The 19,454-nt window shown below is 52.5% G+C and carries 19 protein-coding genes and 1 riboswitch; of the genes, 12 read left to right on the forward strand and 7 right to left on the reverse strand.

Annotated elements, in window-relative coordinates:
• Nucleotides 1–1,037: 1,037 nt before the first annotated feature.
• The 8 genes from HV157_RS22775 (at nt 1,038) to HV157_RS22810 (ending at nt 8,249) form a co-directional block, all read left to right on the forward strand.
• On the forward strand, nt 1,038–1,466 hold the full coding sequence (locus HV157_RS22775; protein WP_062932787.1) for a hypothetical protein: 429 nt from the start codon (nt 1,038–1,040) through the stop codon (nt 1,464–1,466).
• A gap of 293 nt (nt 1,467–1,759) precedes the next feature.
• The gene (locus HV157_RS22780; RefSeq protein WP_062932788.1) at nt 1,760–2,827 is read left to right on the forward strand and encodes a hypothetical protein; all 1,068 of its coding nucleotides are present in this window, start codon (nt 1,760–1,762) and stop codon (nt 2,825–2,827) included.
• 14 nt (nt 2,828–2,841) lie between these two features.
• Nucleotides 2,842–3,324, forward strand: coding sequence for a hypothetical protein (locus tag HV157_RS22785; protein ID WP_062932789.1), 483 nt, complete (start codon nt 2,842–2,844; stop codon nt 3,322–3,324).
• Nucleotides 3,325–3,436: 112 nt separating this feature from the next.
• On the forward strand, nt 3,437–3,769 hold the full coding sequence (locus HV157_RS22790) for a hypothetical protein (RefSeq protein WP_062932790.1): 333 nt from the start codon (nt 3,437–3,439) through the stop codon (nt 3,767–3,769).
• Entirely contained in the window at nt 3,769–5,940 is a 2,172-nt protein-coding gene (locus HV157_RS22795) for a hypothetical protein (protein WP_062932791.1), read from the forward strand. The genes HV157_RS22790 and HV157_RS22795 overlap by 1 nt, the downstream gene beginning before the upstream one ends.
• A 622-nt stretch (nt 5,941–6,562) precedes the next feature.
• The gene (locus HV157_RS22800; protein WP_047719261.1) at nt 6,563–6,913 is read left to right on the forward strand and encodes a hypothetical protein; all 351 of its coding nucleotides are present in this window, start codon (nt 6,563–6,565) and stop codon (nt 6,911–6,913) included.
• A gap of 23 nt (nt 6,914–6,936) precedes the next feature.
• Nucleotides 6,937–7,977 carry a major capsid protein gene (locus tag HV157_RS22805; RefSeq protein ID WP_062932792.1) on the forward strand — a complete coding sequence of 347 codons (1,041 nt, stop codon included), beginning with the start codon at nt 6,937–6,939 and terminating at the stop codon, nt 7,975–7,977.
• Nucleotides 7,978–8,042: 65 nt separating this feature from the next.
• Nucleotides 8,043–8,249 carry a hypothetical protein gene (locus HV157_RS22810; RefSeq protein ID WP_062932793.1) on the forward strand — a complete coding sequence of 69 codons (207 nt, stop codon included), beginning with the start codon at nt 8,043–8,045 and terminating at the stop codon, nt 8,247–8,249.
• A 23-nt stretch (nt 8,250–8,272) separates the two neighbouring features.
• Here the strand turns inward: HV157_RS22810 and HV157_RS22815 are convergent, their stop codons facing one another.
• Complete coding sequence (locus HV157_RS22815; RefSeq protein ID WP_062932794.1) at nt 8,273–8,944, reverse strand: EAL domain-containing protein; 672 nt, start codon at nt 8,942–8,944, stop codon at nt 8,273–8,275.
• A 397-nt stretch (nt 8,945–9,341) separates the two neighbouring features.
• Nucleotides 9,342–9,438: riboswitch (TPP riboswitch) on the forward strand.
• A gap of 35 nt (nt 9,439–9,473) precedes the next feature.
• Here HV157_RS22815 and thiM point away from each other — a divergent pair.
• The 3 genes from thiM to HV157_RS22830 are packed head-to-tail and all read left to right on the forward strand — an operon-like array spanning nt 9,474 to nt 11,830.
• A complete protein-coding gene (gene thiM / locus HV157_RS22820) occupies nt 9,474–10,244 on the forward strand; it encodes a hydroxyethylthiazole kinase (protein WP_182268961.1) in 771 nt (256 codons plus the stop codon).
• Nucleotides 10,241–11,041 carry a bifunctional hydroxymethylpyrimidine kinase/phosphomethylpyrimidine kinase gene (gene thiD, locus HV157_RS22825; protein WP_182268962.1) on the forward strand — a complete coding sequence of 267 codons (801 nt, stop codon included), beginning with the start codon at nt 10,241–10,243 and terminating at the stop codon, nt 11,039–11,041. Before thiM ends, thiD begins: the two co-directional genes overlap by 4 nt.
• 42 nt (nt 11,042–11,083) lie before the next feature.
• A complete protein-coding gene (locus tag HV157_RS22830) occupies nt 11,084–11,830 on the forward strand; it encodes a GntR family transcriptional regulator (protein ID WP_014170861.1) in 747 nt (248 codons plus the stop codon).
• On the opposite strand, the gene HV157_RS22835 is transcribed toward HV157_RS22830, so the two are convergent.
• From HV157_RS22835 to HV157_RS22845, 3 genes are read right to left on the reverse strand one after another with little or no spacing between them, the layout of a single operon-like run.
• On the reverse strand, nt 11,804–12,757 hold the full coding sequence (locus HV157_RS22835) for a PfkB family carbohydrate kinase (RefSeq protein ID WP_020883236.1): 954 nt from the start codon (nt 12,755–12,757) through the stop codon (nt 11,804–11,806). The genes HV157_RS22830 and HV157_RS22835 overlap by 27 nt on opposite strands.
• Nucleotides 12,754–13,758 carry an ADP-ribosylglycohydrolase family protein gene (locus tag HV157_RS22840; protein ID WP_020883237.1) on the reverse strand — a complete coding sequence of 335 codons (1,005 nt, stop codon included), beginning with the start codon at nt 13,756–13,758 and terminating at the stop codon, nt 12,754–12,756. Before HV157_RS22840 ends, HV157_RS22835 begins: the two co-directional genes overlap by 4 nt.
• The gene (locus tag HV157_RS22845; RefSeq protein WP_020883238.1) at nt 13,755–15,032 is read right to left on the reverse strand and encodes a nucleoside permease; all 1,278 of its coding nucleotides are present in this window, start codon (nt 15,030–15,032) and stop codon (nt 13,755–13,757) included. Before HV157_RS22845 ends, HV157_RS22840 begins: the two co-directional genes overlap by 4 nt.
• Nucleotides 15,033–15,283: 251 nt before the next feature.
• Between HV157_RS22845 and fbaB the strand changes: the two genes are divergently transcribed.
• Entirely contained in the window at nt 15,284–16,336 is a 1,053-nt protein-coding gene (gene fbaB / locus HV157_RS22850) for a class I fructose-bisphosphate aldolase (protein ID WP_014170857.1), read from the forward strand.
• Nucleotides 16,337–16,390: 54 nt separating this feature from the next.
• On the opposite strand, the gene yegS is transcribed toward fbaB, so the two are convergent.
• The 3 genes from yegS to HV157_RS22865 all read right to left on the reverse strand — a co-directional run bounded on the left by yegS (nt 16,391) and on the right by HV157_RS22865 (nt 19,387).
• Nucleotides 16,391–17,290 carry a lipid kinase YegS gene (gene yegS, locus HV157_RS22855; RefSeq protein WP_149376386.1) on the reverse strand — a complete coding sequence of 300 codons (900 nt, stop codon included), beginning with the start codon at nt 17,288–17,290 and terminating at the stop codon, nt 16,391–16,393.
• A 248-nt stretch (nt 17,291–17,538) separates the two neighbouring features.
• Nucleotides 17,539–18,900, reverse strand: a complete 1,362-nt coding sequence (yegQ, locus tag HV157_RS22860; protein ID WP_014170855.1) for a tRNA 5-hydroxyuridine modification protein YegQ — start codon at nt 18,898–18,900, stop codon at nt 17,539–17,541.
• 154 nt (nt 18,901–19,054) lie between these two features.
• Nucleotides 19,055–19,387, reverse strand: a complete 333-nt coding sequence (locus HV157_RS22865; protein ID WP_014170853.1) for a YegP family protein — start codon at nt 19,385–19,387, stop codon at nt 19,055–19,057.
• Nucleotides 19,388–19,454 lie beyond the last annotated feature (67 nt).

Here is a 19,454-nt window from a genome sequence, read left to right on the forward strand (position 1 = left end):
TAAACTGACCCACCGATAGCACAGCGCCCCACTGAGAGGCTCTCACAGGCCCAGAAATGGAGGTTTTTTATTGTTTTTGCACGAGAAATTATTTTTTCGGTATGGAAGGGCGGATCGGTGATTGTGTTTAGCCACACCACGAGTGACAGATCTGCCGAGGCCGTGCCATTACTGGCTTCGTTGTATACCTTACACCATAACGATCAGCACATCCCACAGGCGAGCCAGTGAAACGAGGTTGTATTAACAGTGACATATGGTCCTTTAAAGGCGTATTTCAGGCTATTTATTCCAAGCGTTGCGATGGCGAGTCATCGGAGAGAGTGTTACTGCTACGGGGGTATACTGGTTATAACAGAAAGGGTTTACCGGTTATTACCGAGAAGGTACACCGGTTATAACAGGGGGGGTAATACTGGTTATTACCAGTAACAACTAGACCCGTACGAGATCCTTACAAAATCTTTCACAAGATCTAACCCCAAGACCTAAGACCTTAAGGTCAAAGGCAGGAATAGACATGCGTCTATTTTATTGTTGGTGTTGATGTTAAGTGAACAGGCCAGCCTGTTTACGCTCTGTGTGGAAGACAAGCGCAAGCGCGTCAGTTCAATGTGAACGACTGCGATGCAGTCAGGAGCTTTAAACGCGACGTAACTCCCCCCTTGGAGGGGCGGCGCTCCCCCCTCAATCTCGCAAGGCGATAACGGCCCTCTGATTCTGTGGCGATGCCATGATGCACAGCGGTCCTGTAACGCTCCCTGTCGCGTTCAGGGCGTCTTTCTCCTGTTGCTGGTCACTTTGTACCGCTTCGCTTACAGCGTTGAATCTGAAGCGTCTGAGAGCGTTTTGTGATGGTGGTACTTGACAAAGGAAATGGACATGTATATGGTGGCGGGGTGTTGACATAAAACACAGCCACTATTATATGTAAATAATGAGAATTGTATTGACAATCATTCTCATTTACTGTAAACTGTATATTATCAATTGAGATGATTTTTATGACTAAACAATAACTTAAATAGGAGAGATACATGGCGAAGCCTGTTCTGTTCGATTTCTCGAACGCCACTTCCTCAGAGATTGTCGCTGCAATCGATGCAAAAATTACCACAGCTCAAAACCTTCACGCTTTCCGCACTCGTATGGGCGGAGCCAAGAAAGCTGATAAGCTCTATCCAGCTACTCGCGAAGCACTGAACATCATCAAACGCCTGCGACAGCAAGCAAAAGACGCAAAAATCATCCGGGATATTCTTAAACCATACTCAGCAGAGTTGGCAAAAGGCCGTGATGTTATGGAAATCATTGAACCAGTGCTCTCTGCCTGGCGTGTCTATTACGCCTCTCATGGCATCGGTCTGATGAATGAGCAGATCCTTCTGCTTAAGATGATTGAGTCTGGCGGTGAACTCGAAGGCATTACCGGAAAAGCCATTCCCGAACTGACCACAACCGAATAACCATTCTCAGCTTTACTCCGTTGGCAGCAACGCCACCAAACGAAATCGCCGCAAACACGGCTCCTTACCCCTGATCAATTCCATGATCGCAGGGGCGCACCCGCATATCTAACGCATAGGAGAGATGATTGTGAAACTGTCACTAGACGATGAAACATATGCAATTTTACGCGAAGAATCTGACCGTTTGGGGATGCCGGTTCCGAGGATGATCCGGAACATGTGCCAGAACCTGGCGAAACACATTCAGAAACGCAATGAACAACCACTGACGAACCCACAGGGAGAACAACATGACCGAGACAGTAGAAGCTAAGCCTAATTTTGACCAAGCCGCCAGCCCGTTAAAAGGTATCAAAAACATCATTACACCTTCCGGAGTTGTAATGCGTGTCGCTGCTGTTGATCTACAGTGGTTCAATCACTTTTACACCTTCGAGGCGCAGGGCAAGAAATGTTACCAGAGCATTAAAACAATAGCTAAGGAGATGGGCCGAGCCGTCTCAGTAGCACAGGAGAGGATCGACAAACTGCAAGCGCTGGGCCTTCTGGAAGTAGGTAAAGAGCCATTCAAGGACGGTTGGCGCAATACGTACACCTGTACGCCGATTGATATCGTCGTGTCTCGCATGACTGATGCACCAGTGACACCCCAAGTTAAGCCGCTGAAAAAATCACAGCTCAATTCCTTACTGAAGAAGTCCGGACAAGTTGATCCCCATGCAGTTAACCGTGGGATCAAGGTGATGGCAAAAACTATCGCAAATCGTGATCTCTCTGATGAAGAGGTGATGCAATTTGCCTTTCAGATCGCGACTGAGAAATTAGCCGCGCTTGGGTGGAATATTGAAACAATCATTGAGGAGAGGAATGATGAAGACGAACAGCAACCTGTTACTGATGCCCCTGAGACTGCCGCGCCTGTTGCTGGACAAACCGGATCTTTACCTCCTGTGGATGCTGGTGATGATGTTGGCCTATCCTCTGATGCTGATGCGATGAATCAGATAACGATCTTCGATGAAGATGGTGTGGTTACTGAGGAGTTTATCAATTCCCTGAGCGGTGGCGCTGCCCCTAATCGTAATGCTGACGGTACGTTGCAGAGTTTCCGGTACGTGTATTGGGTTGCCCGACATTCACAAGATGAACGTGACGGTATACCTGTACGGACACGCGAGGAATACATGGAAGAAGCCAAACCAGAATACTTCCCTTTTCACTTACTGCCTGATGATGTACCCGCGCCTATAACAGAACCAGCGCCAGCAATGCAGCAGGTTAATGGGCCTGATGTGGACCACATCAACTGTGAAGATAGTGAAGAAACACAGGAAGAAGTGTTTGAACCCCCATTTTAACATTTGGAGGAAAATTGTGTGAGAACGTAACTGGCAACAGCCACTCTCTGGCTGACCAGAAAAAACCAGATTTAGAGCGTCTTTTTAAAAAGCGCCGCCGTGATGAGGATATTGTTAAAACCGCTAAGGCACTCCTTGTGCATGGCATGACCCCCGGCAAAGTTGCCTTGCTATTACGTCTTGATCCGGAGTTTGTAGCTGAACTGGCTAAGACATGGAATCCCAAGTTTCGAAAGGTGAAGTACACCAGTCAGTACGCAACTAAGCGAACTGTACGCCAATATTTTGACTCGGGTGCAATGCTCGAAAAAATCTGTGCTGACCTCCAGTTACCTCTATTTTCTGTGATCACGTTTCTTCAACGTGACGGAGTAAGCGATCAGGAAATGGCATCCCGAATGCCTGTTAGTGACGATCCGTTGTTCATTGAGTACCGGAAGACTATTTCACGCAAGCAGGCAGCGCCCCAACGCCGATCACCACGCCTGCATTATTAATACCCCAGCCGGGGAAACTTGACCCTATTTGAATATTTATCCTTTCTGCCGTTAACGGTAGCCGTATTTCTATGGCTTCGTGACGGCCTGGACCTCTACAGGAAACATAAAAATGAAAAACGTAAACGACATCCGCGCCGATATTCTCTCCGCAATGCAGGCCGCTGCCGAACCGGAGAGCGGAGATCTGAATAAAAGCGCCGATCAGGTGTTGGCTGATGCTATCGAGGGATATCTGACCGCTTCGACTGCAACAGCCAGCAAGTCAGCCCCGAAAGCAAAGACCATAAAGGAAAAAGGGATCGCGCTGTGCCACCAGGCCCAAGGTTATAGCGCTAATCTGCGTCCGGTCAGCCTCATGATGAAGGCAAGCCTTGATGAGCTAACACCTGAACAACGCGCCGCGCTTGAGCGTCTGGGCTACGTTATCAATCAGGGGGTGTGATGAGTAGTGGAGCAACCAACAAGATAGTGACGAGCACCGTCAATATCGTAAGCTGGGAAATTTCCCGCTCTAGTTACGAAGCAGCGAAGAAGAAAATTCTGTCACTTCAGCAATTAACTACCAAACCCGCTAAAGCGCTGGAGCAAGCTCAGAAGCGAACCGCCCAGAGTGAGGGTAAATCGGCTCTTGAAGCAGCCCGCGCTCAAACACAGCGCCTCAAAATGGCTCAAAACCTTTCGCTAGAGCAACAACGCCAGGCCCAAGCCCAGGCAAAGATCGCAAAACAGGAAGAGGCTCACGCCCGGAAAATGCAGGCTCTTAACGCCAGAGGGCAGGCTCAACAATTGGCAGATAGTGAACAGATCCGGAGACAAAACGCCCGTTTAGCCAATATATCCGCAAAAGTGCAGGCCGCAGCCAGATCACGAGCGATGACCTACAACCCTAACATGGGCGGTCAACATTACGATCCTGATGTTGTAGCCAGACAGAATGCGGCTATGAATCGCTCACATGGTGCTGTTGCTGCCGACATCGCAGCCACCAAAAGGGCTATGGCCTTAGAAGAGAAGCGCCAGCGTGAGAAAGAGGCCAGTCTGAAACGCCAGAGCACTGCATACGATACTCTACGCCGTGCCAGTTTAACTATCAGTCATATCGAAGGCGCTAGCCTGGCTGACAAAATGAAAGCGGTGCAGGCAATCAAAGAAGCTACAAAAGGCTACGCCGAGCAGCGTTATACCATTGCAGAGATGCGCCATGAACTTGCTAAAGCGACTCTGGAAACCAGACGCCAGGCAAGATTAAACCGCCAGATTGTTAAAGATAAAGCGAAAGCCGAGCGAGCAGGGCGCATCAATACTCAACGTCTGACCCGTGAACGTAGCGAACGTGGTTATGGTGGCCTTGCTGCCACTGGTGTAATTGCAGGTGGTTCCCTGATTGGCTCAATGGGAGTTGCTCGTGTTGGTCAGACCCTCCAGGGGAGTCTTGAACGCTCCAGAGAGGCGCAGCAATTAAGGCAGTATGACATTAGCCAGCTTGAATTTAATGCTATCCATGACGTTGTACAGAAGCGTACAGGGTACGACCTGACCGTAGATAAGTATGCGTCCATGAATAAGGATTACTTCGAGAAAGCAGGTGAGCTACTGAATACCGGTTCCTTTAAAACTAACAAGCAAGGGGTAACAACATTCAGCGGAGGTGGTGAACTTGCCGATCTGGTGAATGCAGTTCTTAGCAAAACCAACCAGCGAACAGCACAAAAAGTGATTGGCGAGCTTCAGAAATTGGACATGGGGACCTTCGTTACCTACGTGCGGCAGTTGGGTAAACAATTCGGCTGGACAGAGAATTCCATGCGTCATTTTTTGGAAGCGATCGATGACGGATCGGTCTTGATGGCGGGTATCAGTGGGGAAGGTGATGAAGTTATTGCCCGTATGCATCAACTCGCTTCTGAAGGATGGACCCTATCTGATGCACAGCAGGCCAACCTTGATAAGCTGGCAGCTTTGGGTGCTGAGTACAACCGAGTACAAACAAGTCTTGCGGATCACTTCTCAGCCTCGTTTGTTGAAGGCCTGGGGCAGTACGCTGCCAATACTGACACTCTACGTCAGAATATGACTGGACTGATCCCAATTTCCGATGCCCTCGGCGTTGCTCTTGGTGAGCTAACCACCAACATTCTTTCCTTCGCTGGTCGAGTCGGTGAAGAACTCAAGAAAGGCGCAACATTGCCGGATGCGGTTTATACGAGCGTGGTAGATGATTCAGCAAACGGTGCTGCCGATTGGATTAAGGAAAAGACAGGCTTTGATCCTCGAAGTATCGGTCAAACGCTCAAACAGATTTACCCGTGGCTGGATAGTTCCGCTTCGAGCAATATCGGCTCAGGCACGGCTTACAACGATCCAGCGCTAGCGTTGAATGTTCCTGGCCTGAACTATCTGACACCCCAGCAACCAACGTTCACGGTTCCGACAATTGATAGCATAGTTCAACGACAGCCGATTCCTGTTGCGGTCACTGGCGAAGCTGAGATTAAACTCTCACCGCTTGATATCAACGTTAATGATGGTGCGATTAACGGTCTAATTGATACAAAGCTGAGGGACTACGAACAGGCCCAAAACAACCTGATTCTTGGTGTAGCGCAGAATTAATATATAGGGCGGCGAATCTGCCGCTCATATATCAAATTTAGCGACAAATCAAAGATCTCTCGTGAAATTTGTTGCAAATGATAATCATTCGTGTTAAAATAATATGCATAGGGTGATGATTTAAATTGTATGTGCGTACAAAAGCCGTTGTCATTCTTTCTCCTTACGAAATATAAAGTGCCTGTGTGAACACCGTGCGGGCCTTTTCTCATACAGCCAATATCCGCACCCTCTCACGGTAAGGTTAGGCCATTGCCGCTGGCTGTATCAGAAAAGATTTCCACCTAAGGTGGATTTGCCAAAAGTCCTGTCCTCGGCGGGCTGTCAGCCGGACACTAACGGCATCAGGTGGCAACGTTTTTGGGTCTCCTTACCCATTCTTTGGAGCGTTGTCGCCTCCTTATTCCTGAAGCGTGACCCACCGATCATGCTTTCTAAATCTCTCCATCAGAAAACTACTGACCTACACCAGGCGGGATATTCTCGCCTTGGTCTTTTTCTGTATGGAAAACGAAGTGAACGAAGTCGCTGATAGCGGCTTTCTTTTCGCCCCTCAATGGCAAATTTGCCAGAGAAATAATAACGCCATCATTGGCGATGACCTGAATGGAGATTCAAGACTGTGAAACTGGAAGATTATCCAAAAACGTATAACAACGTGGTGAAGAATTCTGCAACGGCCAATTTTGACCGCAGAGCGATTGTATTCGCGACACTCGCACAGGCTGTGGAACCAGGTTCCGTGGTGACCTCTACCGGAACGCTTTACACCTCTGGGACTGATGCGCTTCTGTGCCTCTCCTACGCTGAGGCAGGTTCTGATGTTCCTGTCATCGTGGCTGACCGCCTGATTTATGTGTACCCAGAAGCAATCCGCGCCGTAATGGGTTCAGCAACAAATGCAGCACTAGCAGCATTGACCGCTAACGGAAACATTCGCCTGACCTCTGACGATGTTGTCATCGCAGAATAACTAACAAGAAAAGGACTTCAAAAATGGCTATTAAATCATTTGATTATGTTAATTACAGCAAGGTCTTCCGTACTCAGGTTCCACAGAGCAATTTACTGCTGACTCACCTTAATGTATTTGCAGACCGTCAGATCGCAGATTCCCACAAAGTTAGTATGGATCGTATCCAAGAGGCATCTATTGGTGTGGATGCGCCATTGATGCGTTTCAGTTCGGAGTGGGGGACTATCGAGAAGCCGACAGCAGGATCATATCTCTACGAGTTGCCTTGGGCGGGTGTGACTGACCGTGTGACTTCGGCAGATCTCAAAGGTTACCGTAAGCCGGGCAGCACTATTGAGCAGTCTCTTGATGAGATTGAGGCCAATAAGTTTATTCATATGCGTGCTAAGTTTGAACGCTCCCGCGAATACGCCTATTGGCAGACGCTGATCTTCAACAAGGTTGATGCATTTGGTACACAGCAGAGTGAGATCGACTGGGCTGTAGAGTTTGGACTGAACCAGCGAACCGCTGACCTTCATCAGGATGTTAGTGATGATCCGATGCGCGATATTGACGATCAGGTCAGTGCCACAAAAGCACTGATGGGTGGTTTGACTCAATACCTGCGTGGCTGGGTTCTGCTGTGTGGCTCTGATGCCTATCGTGCTGTGCGATATCATCCACAAATCCGCGAACTCCTGGTCTATTCAAACGGTCTGGTTGGTTCTGATGTGCTGTTCCCGTCTGACGTTCTGCCGGGCTTTAGTTCCTTTATGTTGGGTTCTGTACGTCTGATTGAGGTTAGCGATTCCGCATTTAGTGGAGTGAAAAGCAACGAGGCATTCCTCGTGCCTGTATTCGGCAACGCTCCGGTTGACCAAAGTCTGCCAATGGGACGTTTCGTTGGTCCGTGCGCCCGCCATCTGGAGATCTCCGCTTCTGGTGATATTGAAGATTGGTATGCCTACCGTGCGTTTGATGAACTTCGAAACCGCAACCTGTACTCAGAAAGTAGCCTTCTGGCATACAACTTCAGGCCGGATCTGGTCTGTAAGCTGACACTGCTACCAACGGCATAAAAAAGCGGTTTGTGGGAGCGCATTGCTCCCGCTGCCAGGCGAGGCAAAGGAAAGGAGATTTACATATGCACATGAAACTGTTCAATTCAAAGGGGCTGCCACTTCTGGCAATGAGTCTCGATAACCGATCCGATAAATGGCTGAACCTGTCAGCCATTGCTAGATACTTCAATGTTCCCCGTAGCACATTTCTACAGCGCGTGAACGATTACGGCTGGGAGTCAGCATTAGCTCACTTTGAGCAGCAGCGAAAGAAAAAACTGAAAGCATAAGAGCCGGGTTAATCCCGGCTTTTTTATAACAATTTTTCAACTTTGTGAAACGGGACCGATTTGAAAAGGTATCCTTGAACTCCCCAAATACCAACCTCCTGTAGAAGGTCGAGATACTGTCTGCTTTCTACGCCTTCCACCACTATCTTATCGCAGTACCGCTTTATATTTTTTATCAATAGAGGAAATGTGGGTTTATCAATTTGTTCATTAAAGAAATGACGGTCAATCTTCGCCACTTCGAAGTAACCCTCAAGTAGGCTGGCAACATTTGCATTTCCGGCTCCCAGATCATCCAGCCACAGGGAGTTAACACCCTGACATAATGATTTCAGAATCGGGCTTTTAAGCCCTTGTTCAAGACCAGGAAAATCTTCTGAAACTTCAAGTTTGATAAATGGCATGGAACTGACGGTTAGTTGTAACAAACCGTCATGCCTTAAGAGTGTCGCCATATCGTAGTCAACATTGAGCGAGCAGAACAACCCGTGATGCTCGAACCAGTCCTGCTTACTGGCTATGACCCCAAACTGTTTGTATAGAAAAAGTCGTTTCTGATCGAAATCCCATCCTGAAATGACAAACGCTGGGTGAAGGGGCCGTTTGGACTCTGAGATAAACCGCGTAAGAAGTTCGACTCCTAACAGCTTACCTTCAAGGTTCATGATGGGTTCAGCAACGAATTCAGAGTGCATGTTATGTTCCAGTTGAGTGATAACTGCCTGATAATGCACCTTTAAAAATTATTGATCAATAATAACGATCAATAATCAATTAATGATCGATAAAAACGATAACGCTATGCTGTTGATTTTGTTTGCTAATTTATTTTTAGGATTATTTTTGGGTTGGCGAGCGCTAACAGGTTTATTCATCACATGCATAGCTACGGGTTCGAAACAACGAAAGATCACAATTAAACGAGGCTGGGGCAACCCGGCTTTTTTGTGTCTGTAGTTTGCTATTGGGTCACTTCTTGGGCCGCGATGTGGAGCACATGCTGTTTTTGAGGGGGTTGTGTCTTTGGCTTCCCGCTGGCATGATCCAGAACAGGGATTAACGGGACGTTAATCGCAAGCTTTTGATTTTGATTTATTTGACTCGGGGTGCCCTTCTTTGTGAAGGCTGAGAAATACCCGTATTACCTGATCTGGATAATGCCAGCGTAGGGAAGTCAGATGCCTTCCCGGTCATCGCTTCTTCACGCACGGCAGGAGCGATACCATGCAGCCTGACCTGCTCGATTTACACGTTTTACATCAGTTTCGAACCCGTTCCCCGCTTACCCACTGTATGACCAACGATGTGGTACAGACCTTTACGGCCAATGTGTTACTGGCGCTTGGCGCTTCTCCGGCTATGGTGATTGAAGCCGAAGAGGCCGAGCAGTTTGCCGCGCTCGCAGATGCCCTGCTGATAAACGTCGGGACGCTGACGGCGCCGCGCGCCCAGTCGATGCGCCGGGCGATTGAGAGTGCAGTGACAGCAGGGAAACCCTGGACGCTAGACCCGGTTGCCGTAGGGGCGCTGACGTTCCGCACCCGTTTTTGCCACCAAATTCTCGCCCTGAAACCGGCGGCCATTCGCGGCAATGCCTCGGAAATTCTCGCCCTTGCCGGGATGAGTGCGGGCGGGCGCGGCGTCGATACCACCGACACGGCGGCGGCTGCGCTGCCTGCCGCGCAGGCGCTGGCTCGCCAGACGAATGCCATTGTGGTGGTCACCGGTGCACGGGATTACGTCACCGACGGGCAACGCACCCGCACGGTCGTGGGCGGTGACCCGATAATGACCCGCGTGGTGGGAACGGGATGCGCGCTCTCGGCAGTCGTGGCGGCGAGCTGCTCGCTTCCCGGTGACCGGCTGGATAACATCGCCGCCGCTTGCGGATGGATGAAACGTGCCGGAACGGCGGCCGTCGCCCGGTCTGGTGGTCCCGGCAGTTTTGCCAGCGCGTTCCTCGACGCGCTCTACACTCTGGAGGAACGGGTATGAAACGGATTAACGCCCTTACCATTGCCGGTACCGACCCAAGCGGCGGCGCGGGCATTCAGGCTGATTTGAAAACTTTCTCCGCACTCGGCGCATACGGCTGCTCGGTGATTACCGCGCTGGTGGCGCAAAATACGCGTGGCGTGCAGTCGGTTTACCGCATTGAGCCGGACTTTGTCGCCGCACAGCTGGATTCGGTTTTCAGCGATGTGCGAATCGACACCACCAAGATTGGGATGCTGGCCGAGACCGACATTGTTGAAGCGGTGGCAGAACGGCTTAAACGTTACCAGGTGCAAAACGTGGTGCTGGATACCGTGATGCTGGCAAAAAGCGGTGACCCGCTGCTGTCCGCCTCCGCCGTCGAGACGCTGCGAAATAAGCTGCTGCCGCAGGTTGCGCTTATCACGCCTAATCTGCCTGAAGCCGCTGCGCTGCTGGATGCGCCGCACGCGCAGAATGAGCGCGAAATGAAAGAGCAGGGGAATGCGCTCCTGGCGATGGGCTGCGGCGCCGTGCTGATGAAAGGCGGTCATCTTGATGATGAAGAAAGCCCTGACTGGTTGTTTACCCACGACGGTGCGCTGCGTTTCACGGCCCCGCGGGTACAGACCAAAAACACCCACGGGACCGGCTGCACACTCTCTGCCGCGCTGGCGGCTTTGCGCCCTCGTCGTGACAACTGGGGGGAGACGGTCCGCGACGCTAAAATCTGGCTCTCCGAAGCGCTGGCAAAAGCCGATACTCTCGAGGTTGGTCACGGTATTGGTCCGGTACACCATTTTCATGCCTGGTGGTAAGCCGTATACTGGCAACACACACCAGGCCTGAGAAAAACAGAGATGGAACAAGCGCATACCCGGTTAATCGACCAACTGAATGAACGCATTGCCGCCCCGGACAACACGCCGCTGTATCTGAAATTTGCCGAAACGGTAAAAAACGCGGTACGCAACGGGGTGCTGGAGCATGGGAATATACTGCCCGGCGAGCGCGATCTCAGTCAGTTAACCGGCGTGTCGCGCATTACCGTGCGCAAAGCGATGCAGGCTCTGGAAGCCGAGGGCGTAGTGACGCGCGCCCGCGGCTACGGGACGCAAATCAATAACATCTTTGAATACTCGCTCAAGGAAGCGCGCGGTTTTTCTCAGCAGGTGGTGCTGCGCGGCAAAAAACCCAACACGCTGTGGGTGAATAAACGGGTGGTGAAATGCCCGGAAGAGGTGGCCAGCCAGCTGTCAGTGCCGCCGGAGAGCGAGGTCTTTTTGCTTAAGCGCATCCGCTATGTGGATGATGACGCCGTATCGATTGAGGAGTCCTGGGTGCCGGTAGGGTTGATTCACGATCCGGATGCAATTGGGATTTCCCTGTATGACTACTTCCGTAGCCAGAATATCTTCCCGCAGCGCACCCGCTCGCGCGTCAGTGCCCGCATGCCGGACAGCGAGTTTCAGACGCATATCCGCATGGATGACAAAATCCCGGTGCTGGTGATCAAGCAGGTTGCACTTGATCAGCAGAACCGGCCCATTGAGTTCAGCATCAGCTACTGCCGTAGCGATTTATACGTCTTTGTGTGCGAGGAGTAACGCCTCGCGCCCTGGCGCGCAGTCGCCGCCGCGGTGGCTAACGACCCAGGCCGCCACTGCGTTGCCAAGCGTAACGGCATCAGCCAGCGACCATCCTGCCGCCAGCCCGGCAAGCGTGCCACCGGCGTGGCTGTCGCCCGCACCGATCGTGTCGACGACGGTTGCGGGAAACGCCGGAACGTAGCCCGATTTATCACCCTCATACCAGGCGGCACCGTCTTTATCGTGGCGAATAATCAGCGCAGAACTAAACCGCTGTAGCCACTGCGGGCCGAGTGTTTCAGCTTCCATGCCAAATCGTCCCGCTGCCATCTCCGCTTCCTGGCGATTAAGCGATACCATCGGCTTACAGGCCATGATCCGCGCCATCAGCGCATCAGGAATATCGGCAATGCGCGGCCCAAAGTCGATAAACGCGGTAACGTTTTCCAGGCCTTCCAGCCAGTCCGTCAGGAGCTCTCCGCACGGTGACGCCAGCTGATAGCCTGAGAGGTAGACCAGGCTTTCAGGCGGCACGTGCAGCGCATCCAGCCAGCGCTGTTGCCACTGGTTCTCCACGCCGCTAAACGACATAAAGGTCCGCTCACCGTCCGGTTCGACCAGCGCCAGACACCAGCCGTTGTCGCCCGTTTCTACTTCAACGACGCTGTGCAGATCCTGTTTTGCCATGGCGTTACGGATGATGTCTGCCCACACTCCGTGGCCGACGGGGAGCGCGTTTTGCGCGGCGATCCCGAGCCGTTTCAGCGCAATAGCAATATTCAGTGCACAGCCGCCGATATTGACACCCTGTTGTTTGAGTTCGATATCACACCCGCGCCAGGGCAGGGCATAGGCGTCGGCGATCACGTCGATGACCGCGGCACCCAACACCGTGACCGGGCGAGTGGCGTGCAGTGTTTCAAGGCGTGCAGCAAAAGCACTCATACGCCCTCCCTTTGCTCCCGGAAGTGCAGCAGTTTTTCACAGTAGTGGTTAAAGTCGAGGCGGTTTACGGCGTCGAGTTCCTCCTTGTACGCCGGGTCAATCGCCTGTACGCCGTGAAGCGCACCGCAGATTGCCGTCGCCATCGCGCCGATGGTGTCCGTATCACCGCCGAGGTTGGCACACAAAATGGCGCAGCGGTTCGGGTCGGTGCCTGCCAGTTCGACCATCGCAATCGCCGCTGGAACCGACTCAAGCGTGCTGGTGCCCGCGCCAATAAGCTGGTAAACCTGCTCGCTGGCGGAATCGATGCCGTTGGCTTCACGCACGGTCTTAAGGGCGAGCTCAATCCGTGCCGCCAGCGATGCGCTGAAGGTGGTTGTTTTCGCTTCCTGTGCGTAGCGGGCAATACCTGGCAGGGCATCGACGATGTTCTGCCAGCGTTCACCGTCAATGGCACGCGACACTGCCCAGGCTATCACCACCGCGCCGGCAATCGCGAGGTCGGATTTATGGGTCGGGCTGGAGGCCAGCGCCACCTCTGCGACAAAGTGCTCCAGACGCGTGGCCGGCAGCAGGCAGCCCAGCGGAGAGGCGCGCATCGCCGCACCGTTGGTGACGCCGTTGTTTTCCAGCTCACTGACCGGCTTGCCGTCACGAATAGCGTTAAGCGCAATCTTCGATGTCGGACCTAACACATTCTTGTTAAACGCATCGAACGACTCCGCCCAGTGCAGAATATGTTTGCCGATAACATCTGCGTTGATCTGCCCGTCGCATTCGATAATCGCATCCGCCAGGCATAACGCCATTGACGTATCGTCGGTGAATTCTGCCTGCTTAAAATAGCAGGCGGCGTTATTTTCAGCCGGTCCGGGTAAAAAACGGTCGATCCAGCCGAAGTGCGCTTTGACGCGCTTTCTCGGCCAAAGCTCCGACGGCATGCCCATCGCATCCCCTAACGCTTGCCCGTAAAGGGCACCGAGAACACGTTCTTGTTTCATTTAACTTCCCCTCGTGTCAGCGCGGTATCGCCTTCAACCACCTCAATTGCGGTGATCTCTTTGTCCGATTCGCGGAAAAACAGCATAAACAGCACGGCGATCACGGCAATCATGATCCCTCCGAATGCCCACATTCCGGCCCAGTTGAAGGTCAACCCATTCACCGGCTCTTTGTATGCGAACATTTTTTCCATCATCACGCCGCCCAGGCGGTAACCTAACAGGCTACCAAACCCCTGACAGCACAGCGTAATCAGGCCTTGTGCGGCGGTGCGCATATGCACCGGCGCTTTTTTATCCACGTAGATATACGCGGTCACATAGTAGAAGTCGTAGCTCACGCCATGCAGCAAAATGCCGAGGAACAGCAGGGCATAGGTGAAGTACTGGTCGGCACCACCGTAAACAAAGAAGCCATAGCGGATGGCGGCGGTGAGCAGGCCCAGCAGCAAGACCTTCTTAATACCAAAGCGTTTGGTGAAGAAAGGCAGCGCCAGCATAAAGAAGATTTCGGAGAACTGGCCGAGCGTCATCCAGCCGGTGGCGTTTTTCATCCCCACTTCGGTGAGATAGCCGTTGGCAAAGATGTAATAGAAGGCCAGCGGCATTGCGAACAGAAATGAGCAGAAGAAGAACACCAGGAAGTTTTTATCGCGCAGCAGGATCAGCGCATCCAGCCCCAGCATGACTTTGAAATCCATCTTGCCGGTACTCTTCGGCGGGGTGTTCGGCAGGAACAGCGCAAAGACACCGAGCAGGGCGGAGCTGCCCGCCGTCATCAGCAGCGGAATATTGGTATCGGAAATGTCGTTATAGCCCATCATCTGCGGCAGGAAACCGCACGCCAGTCCCGAGGCGATCCAGCCGAGGGTGCCCATCACGCGGATACGCGGGAAATCAGCCTCCACATCATCCACATTGGCGAAGGCAATACTGTTGGTCAGCGCAATGGTCGGCATATAGGTCAGGGAGTAAATCAGCAGCAGCGGGAAAAAGGTGCTGAACTGGGTTTGCTGTGCGGCGAAGTACATCACGATGGCACCGGCGAACATCAGTACAGCCAGTACTTTCTGCGCAGCGAAAAAGCGGTCGGTCAGTGAACCCACCAGAATGGGGGAGAGGATCGCGGCAATCGCGGTACAGGCATAAGACCAGCCAATTTCCCCGGCGGTAAAACCGCTTTTGCTCAGCCACAACCACAGCGGTACAAACCACGCGCCCCAGATAAACCATTCAACAAACATCATGAATGACAGTTGGACTTTCGTTTTCATTGTTTAATCCTGCATGTCAGAGAGGGTACGCCTTTAACATACCACCTAATAATACCTTTTAAATACCTTTGCGGTGATTGTTTGATCAATGTAACAGTTTTGTTGTACACGAATCGAGCCAGCAGATTGTGCTGAAAAAAAATGCAAATGGTGGAAAATCTGTTAAGTCGGTACCAGGCTTAGTCTGCCCATAACGCTATGGGTCTGGATAAACACTCACCGACATTACGTCGGGCTTACGGGAGCATCACATGACTGATATTGCGCAGTTGCTTGGCAAAGACGCCGACAGCCTTTTACAGCACCGTTGTATGACCATTCCAGCCGACCAGCTTTATCTGCCTGGCCACGATTACGTCGACCGCGTGATGGTTGATAACAACCGTCCGCCTGCGGTACTGCGAAATATGCAGACCCTCTATAATACCGGGCGACTGGGGGGAACCGGGTATCTTTCTATTCTGCCGGTTGACCAGGGCGTTGAGCACTCCGCGGGCGCCTCCTTTGCGGCGAACCCGCTGTATTTCGATCCGAAGAACATCGTCGAACTGGCGATAGAAGCGGGCTGTAACTGCGTGGCGTCCACCTATGGCGTACTGGCCTCCGTATCGCGTCGCTATGCCCACCGCATTCCATTCCTCGTCAAACTGAATCACAACGAAACCCTGAGCTACCCGACCGAATACGATCAGACGCTTTACGCCAGCGTAGAGCAGGCGTTCAATATGGGTGCAGTCGCGGTTGGGGCGACGATCTACTTTGGTTCTGAGCAGTCGCGTCGCCAGATTGAAGAAATTTCTGCTGCCTTCGAACGCGCGCATGAGCTGGGTATGGTCACCGTTCTGTGGGCGTATCTGCGTAACTCCGCATTCAAGAAAGACGGAGTGGACTACCACGTTTCTGCCGACCTGACCGGCCAGGCGAACCATCTGGCGGCAACCATTGGCGCGGATATCGTGAAGCAGAAGATGGCGGAAAATAACGGCGGTTATAAAGCGGTAAACTTCGGTTACACCGATGACCGGGTCTACAGCAAACTGACCAGCGAAAACCCTATCGACCTGGTGCGTTATCAGCTGGCGAACTGCTATATGGGACGTGCCGGGTTAATTAACTCCGGTGGTGCGGCGGGTGGCGACACCGATCTCTCCGACGCGGTGCGCACGGCGGTTATCAATAAGCGCGCGGGCGGTATGGGGCTGATCCTGGGCCGTAAGGCGTTTAAAAAATCGATGGCTGACGGCGTGAAGCTGATCAATGCCGTGCAGGATGTGTACCTGGACAGCAAAGTGACTATCGCTTAAGACTTTTTGTAAAACGCTGGCCGGGTCAGGCGTTACCGCCGCCCGGCCACACTGTCAACGCAGAAGCTGGCAGTCCGGTGGCAGCCGGCACTGTAGCGCGCCCGGTAACACCTCAATGCGGAACTGCTTCCCGCTCAGCGGCTCCCCGTCAAGATTAAACGTCATGCCGTGTGGGGCATTCACTTCAAACCACGCGGATTTACCGGCAATAATATTCGGGCTCTCCTCTGGCTGGGTCAGGGTGGTAAACAGTGCAGGCAGCAGGCCATCACCCGTGAAAATACGCAGCTGTAACTGACCATCATTGATCAGCGCCTCCGGGCATAACTGCTGTCCGCCACCGGCCTGACGGCCATTGCCGATACCAATCACCAGCGCATCACCCTGCCACTGAAAGTTCTCGCCGTGAATCTCACAGCGGTCCGGCTTCAGGGTATCCATGCGCATCAGGCCATGGATCAGATACGAGACGCCGCCCAGCGCTGCCTTCAGCTTTTCAGGGGTTTCGCTGGTAATGCGCGTCCCGAATCCACCGGTCGCCATATTGATAAAACAGGTTTTTTCATTCACCTGAGCAATATCCACGGCGGTGGCTTTGCCGAAGATAGCCAGCTGCAGGGCTTTTCCCAGTTCTTCCGGGATCCCGGCGCTGGTGGCGAAATCGTTGGCCGTACCGAGCGGCAAAATGCCCATCACCGGGCGGTCGGTTGCGGGAAGATCTATCAGAGCGCCGGCAATTTCATTAATGGTGCCATCGCCCCCGCCAGAAATAATGGTTTCGACTCCGAGCTTCAGGCCTTCGTCGATATAGCGTGCCGCATCACCTTTTTCCCACGTCACTCGCACGTGTATACGCGCACCGTCTTCACGCAAATCCGTCACTGCCTGGCGCAACAAATCGTTGCCCGCACTTTTGCCATTGAGAATCAATAAACTGTCTGGATAGATTGCCATCCGCGCTGCTCCCTTTTTTAGCGTTAGTAAGAGTGTATAGCAGGGAGGAAAAAAGCGGGTAAGAACAGGATGAAAGGGAAAAAATAAGCCCGCGTAAGGGAGATTACGCAGGCTAAGGAGGTGGTTCCTGGTACAGCTAGCATTTATGGGTTATGTTTTTCAGCGGGGGGATAATACCCGTATTGAACGAAGCGGTATGTGATCCGATTCTAAGAATTATCCCAGCGCGAAAAAATTTCCCTGCTTGACTATTTACTGTGCGGGTTACGGGTACTTTCACCGTTGAAATTACGCATCAGCAGCGCAAACTCCAGCTCCACTTCTTCGGGTACCGGCAGCCAGACGGTATGGCCGTTGCCTGGCGCCACGTCAATTGCTTCGCCTTTACCGTTTTCCAGATGTTCCAGGGTGAAGTTCATGTTGCCCTGCGGGGTCATTAACTCCAGGCTGTCGCCTTTAGTGAATTTGTTCTTCACCGCCACGGCGGCCAGCGCACCTTTGCGCTCACCGGTAAAATCACCGACAAACTGCTGGCGCTCGGAAACGGAATAGCCGTGTTCGTAGTTCTGGTAATCGTCATGGGTGTGACGACGCAGGAAGCCTTCGGTATAACCGCGATGCGCCAGGCCTTCCAGGGTTTCCAGCAGGCTGGTATCGAACGGCTTGCCGGCAGCGGCATCGTCGATGGCTTTACGGTACACCTGAGCAGTACGCGCGCAGTAGTAGTAGGACTTGGTACGGCCTTCAATTTTCAGGGAATGCACGCCCATCTGCGTCAGACGCTCAACGTGCGCAATCGCACGCAGGTCTTTGGAGTTCATGATGTAAGTGCCATGCTCGTCTTCAAAGGCGGTCATGTACTCACCCGGACGTTTGGCCTCTTCAATCATGAACACGCTGTCAGTTGGCGCGCCGATGCCTAAGGTTGGCTCCACGTTGGTCACCGGGATCGGCTCATGTTTGTGGACGATATTGCCGATGTCGTCTTCTTTGCCTTCCTGAACGTTATATTCCCAGCGGCAGGCGTTGGTGCAGGTACCCTGGTTCGGGTCACGCTTGTTGATATACCCCGAGAGCAGGCAACGACCGGAGTAGGCCATGCACAGCGCGCCGTGAACGAAGATTTCGATTTCCATATCCGGCACCTGCGTGCGGATCTCTTCAATCTCTTCCAGCGAAAGTTCACGAGACAGAATGACGCGGGTCAGCCCCATCTGTTTCCAGAATTTCACCGTTGCCCAGTTAACGGCGTTGGCCTGAACGGAGAGGTGAATATCCATCTCCGGGAAGTTCTCCCGAACCAGCATGATTAAACCCGGGTCCGACATGATCAGCGCGTCCGGTCCCATATCAACCACCGGCTTCAGATCGCGGATGAACGTTTTCAGCTTGGCGTTATGCGGCGCAATGTTGACCACCACGTAGAATTTTTTGCCCAGGGCATGTGCTTCGTTAATGCCGAGCTGCAGGTTCTCGTGGTTGAATTCATTGTTACGCACGCGCAGTGAGTAGCGCGGCTGGCCAGCATAGACGGCGTCAGCGCCATAGGCGAAAGCGTAACGCATATTTTGCAGCGTTCCCGCCGGGGAAAGGAGTTCCGGTTTAAACATGTTTGTTCTCGTTCTGATGACAGGTCAGATCCGCATGCACCAGGTGCAGCGGTAAGGGGAGATCCCCCACTTTAAGGGCGGGCATTGTAGCGCTGAGGGACAGGGAGGTAAAGCGCCGGGTCGTACCATCGCTAACCCGGCCGGAGGCGTGTCGTCAGGTATTGTCTTTTACCGTCTGGCTTGAACCGTTAGTTTTGACCGACGCGATGCCTTTATCTCGCGACTGTTCCGAGGCATACATCTGGCTGCTGCCAATAACCTGATGATTCCCGGCCTTCAGATTGAAGTGGAATTTACCGTTGGTGGCCACTTTCTTCTCATAACGTTCATCAGAAGGGCTATTGGTGCGAACGGAGGCGATACCGTTTTCGGCGGAATTTTTGGTGGTGTAAAGCTCACTGGTCAGGATCGTTTCTCCGTTTCCTGCTTTGAGAACAAACCTGAACTGACCATCACTGCTTTTGTTTAACTCGAACCAACCAGACATAGGAACTCCTTGAACGAAGTGGAATTATCTGCACCAGTTATCAATAAGCGAACCGGTAATGTGAGTA

The organism is Enterobacter sp. RHBSTW-00318 (genome assembly GCF_014101375.1).
Classification (GTDB): Bacteria; Pseudomonadota; Gammaproteobacteria; order Enterobacterales; family Enterobacteriaceae; genus Enterobacter; species Enterobacter ludwigii.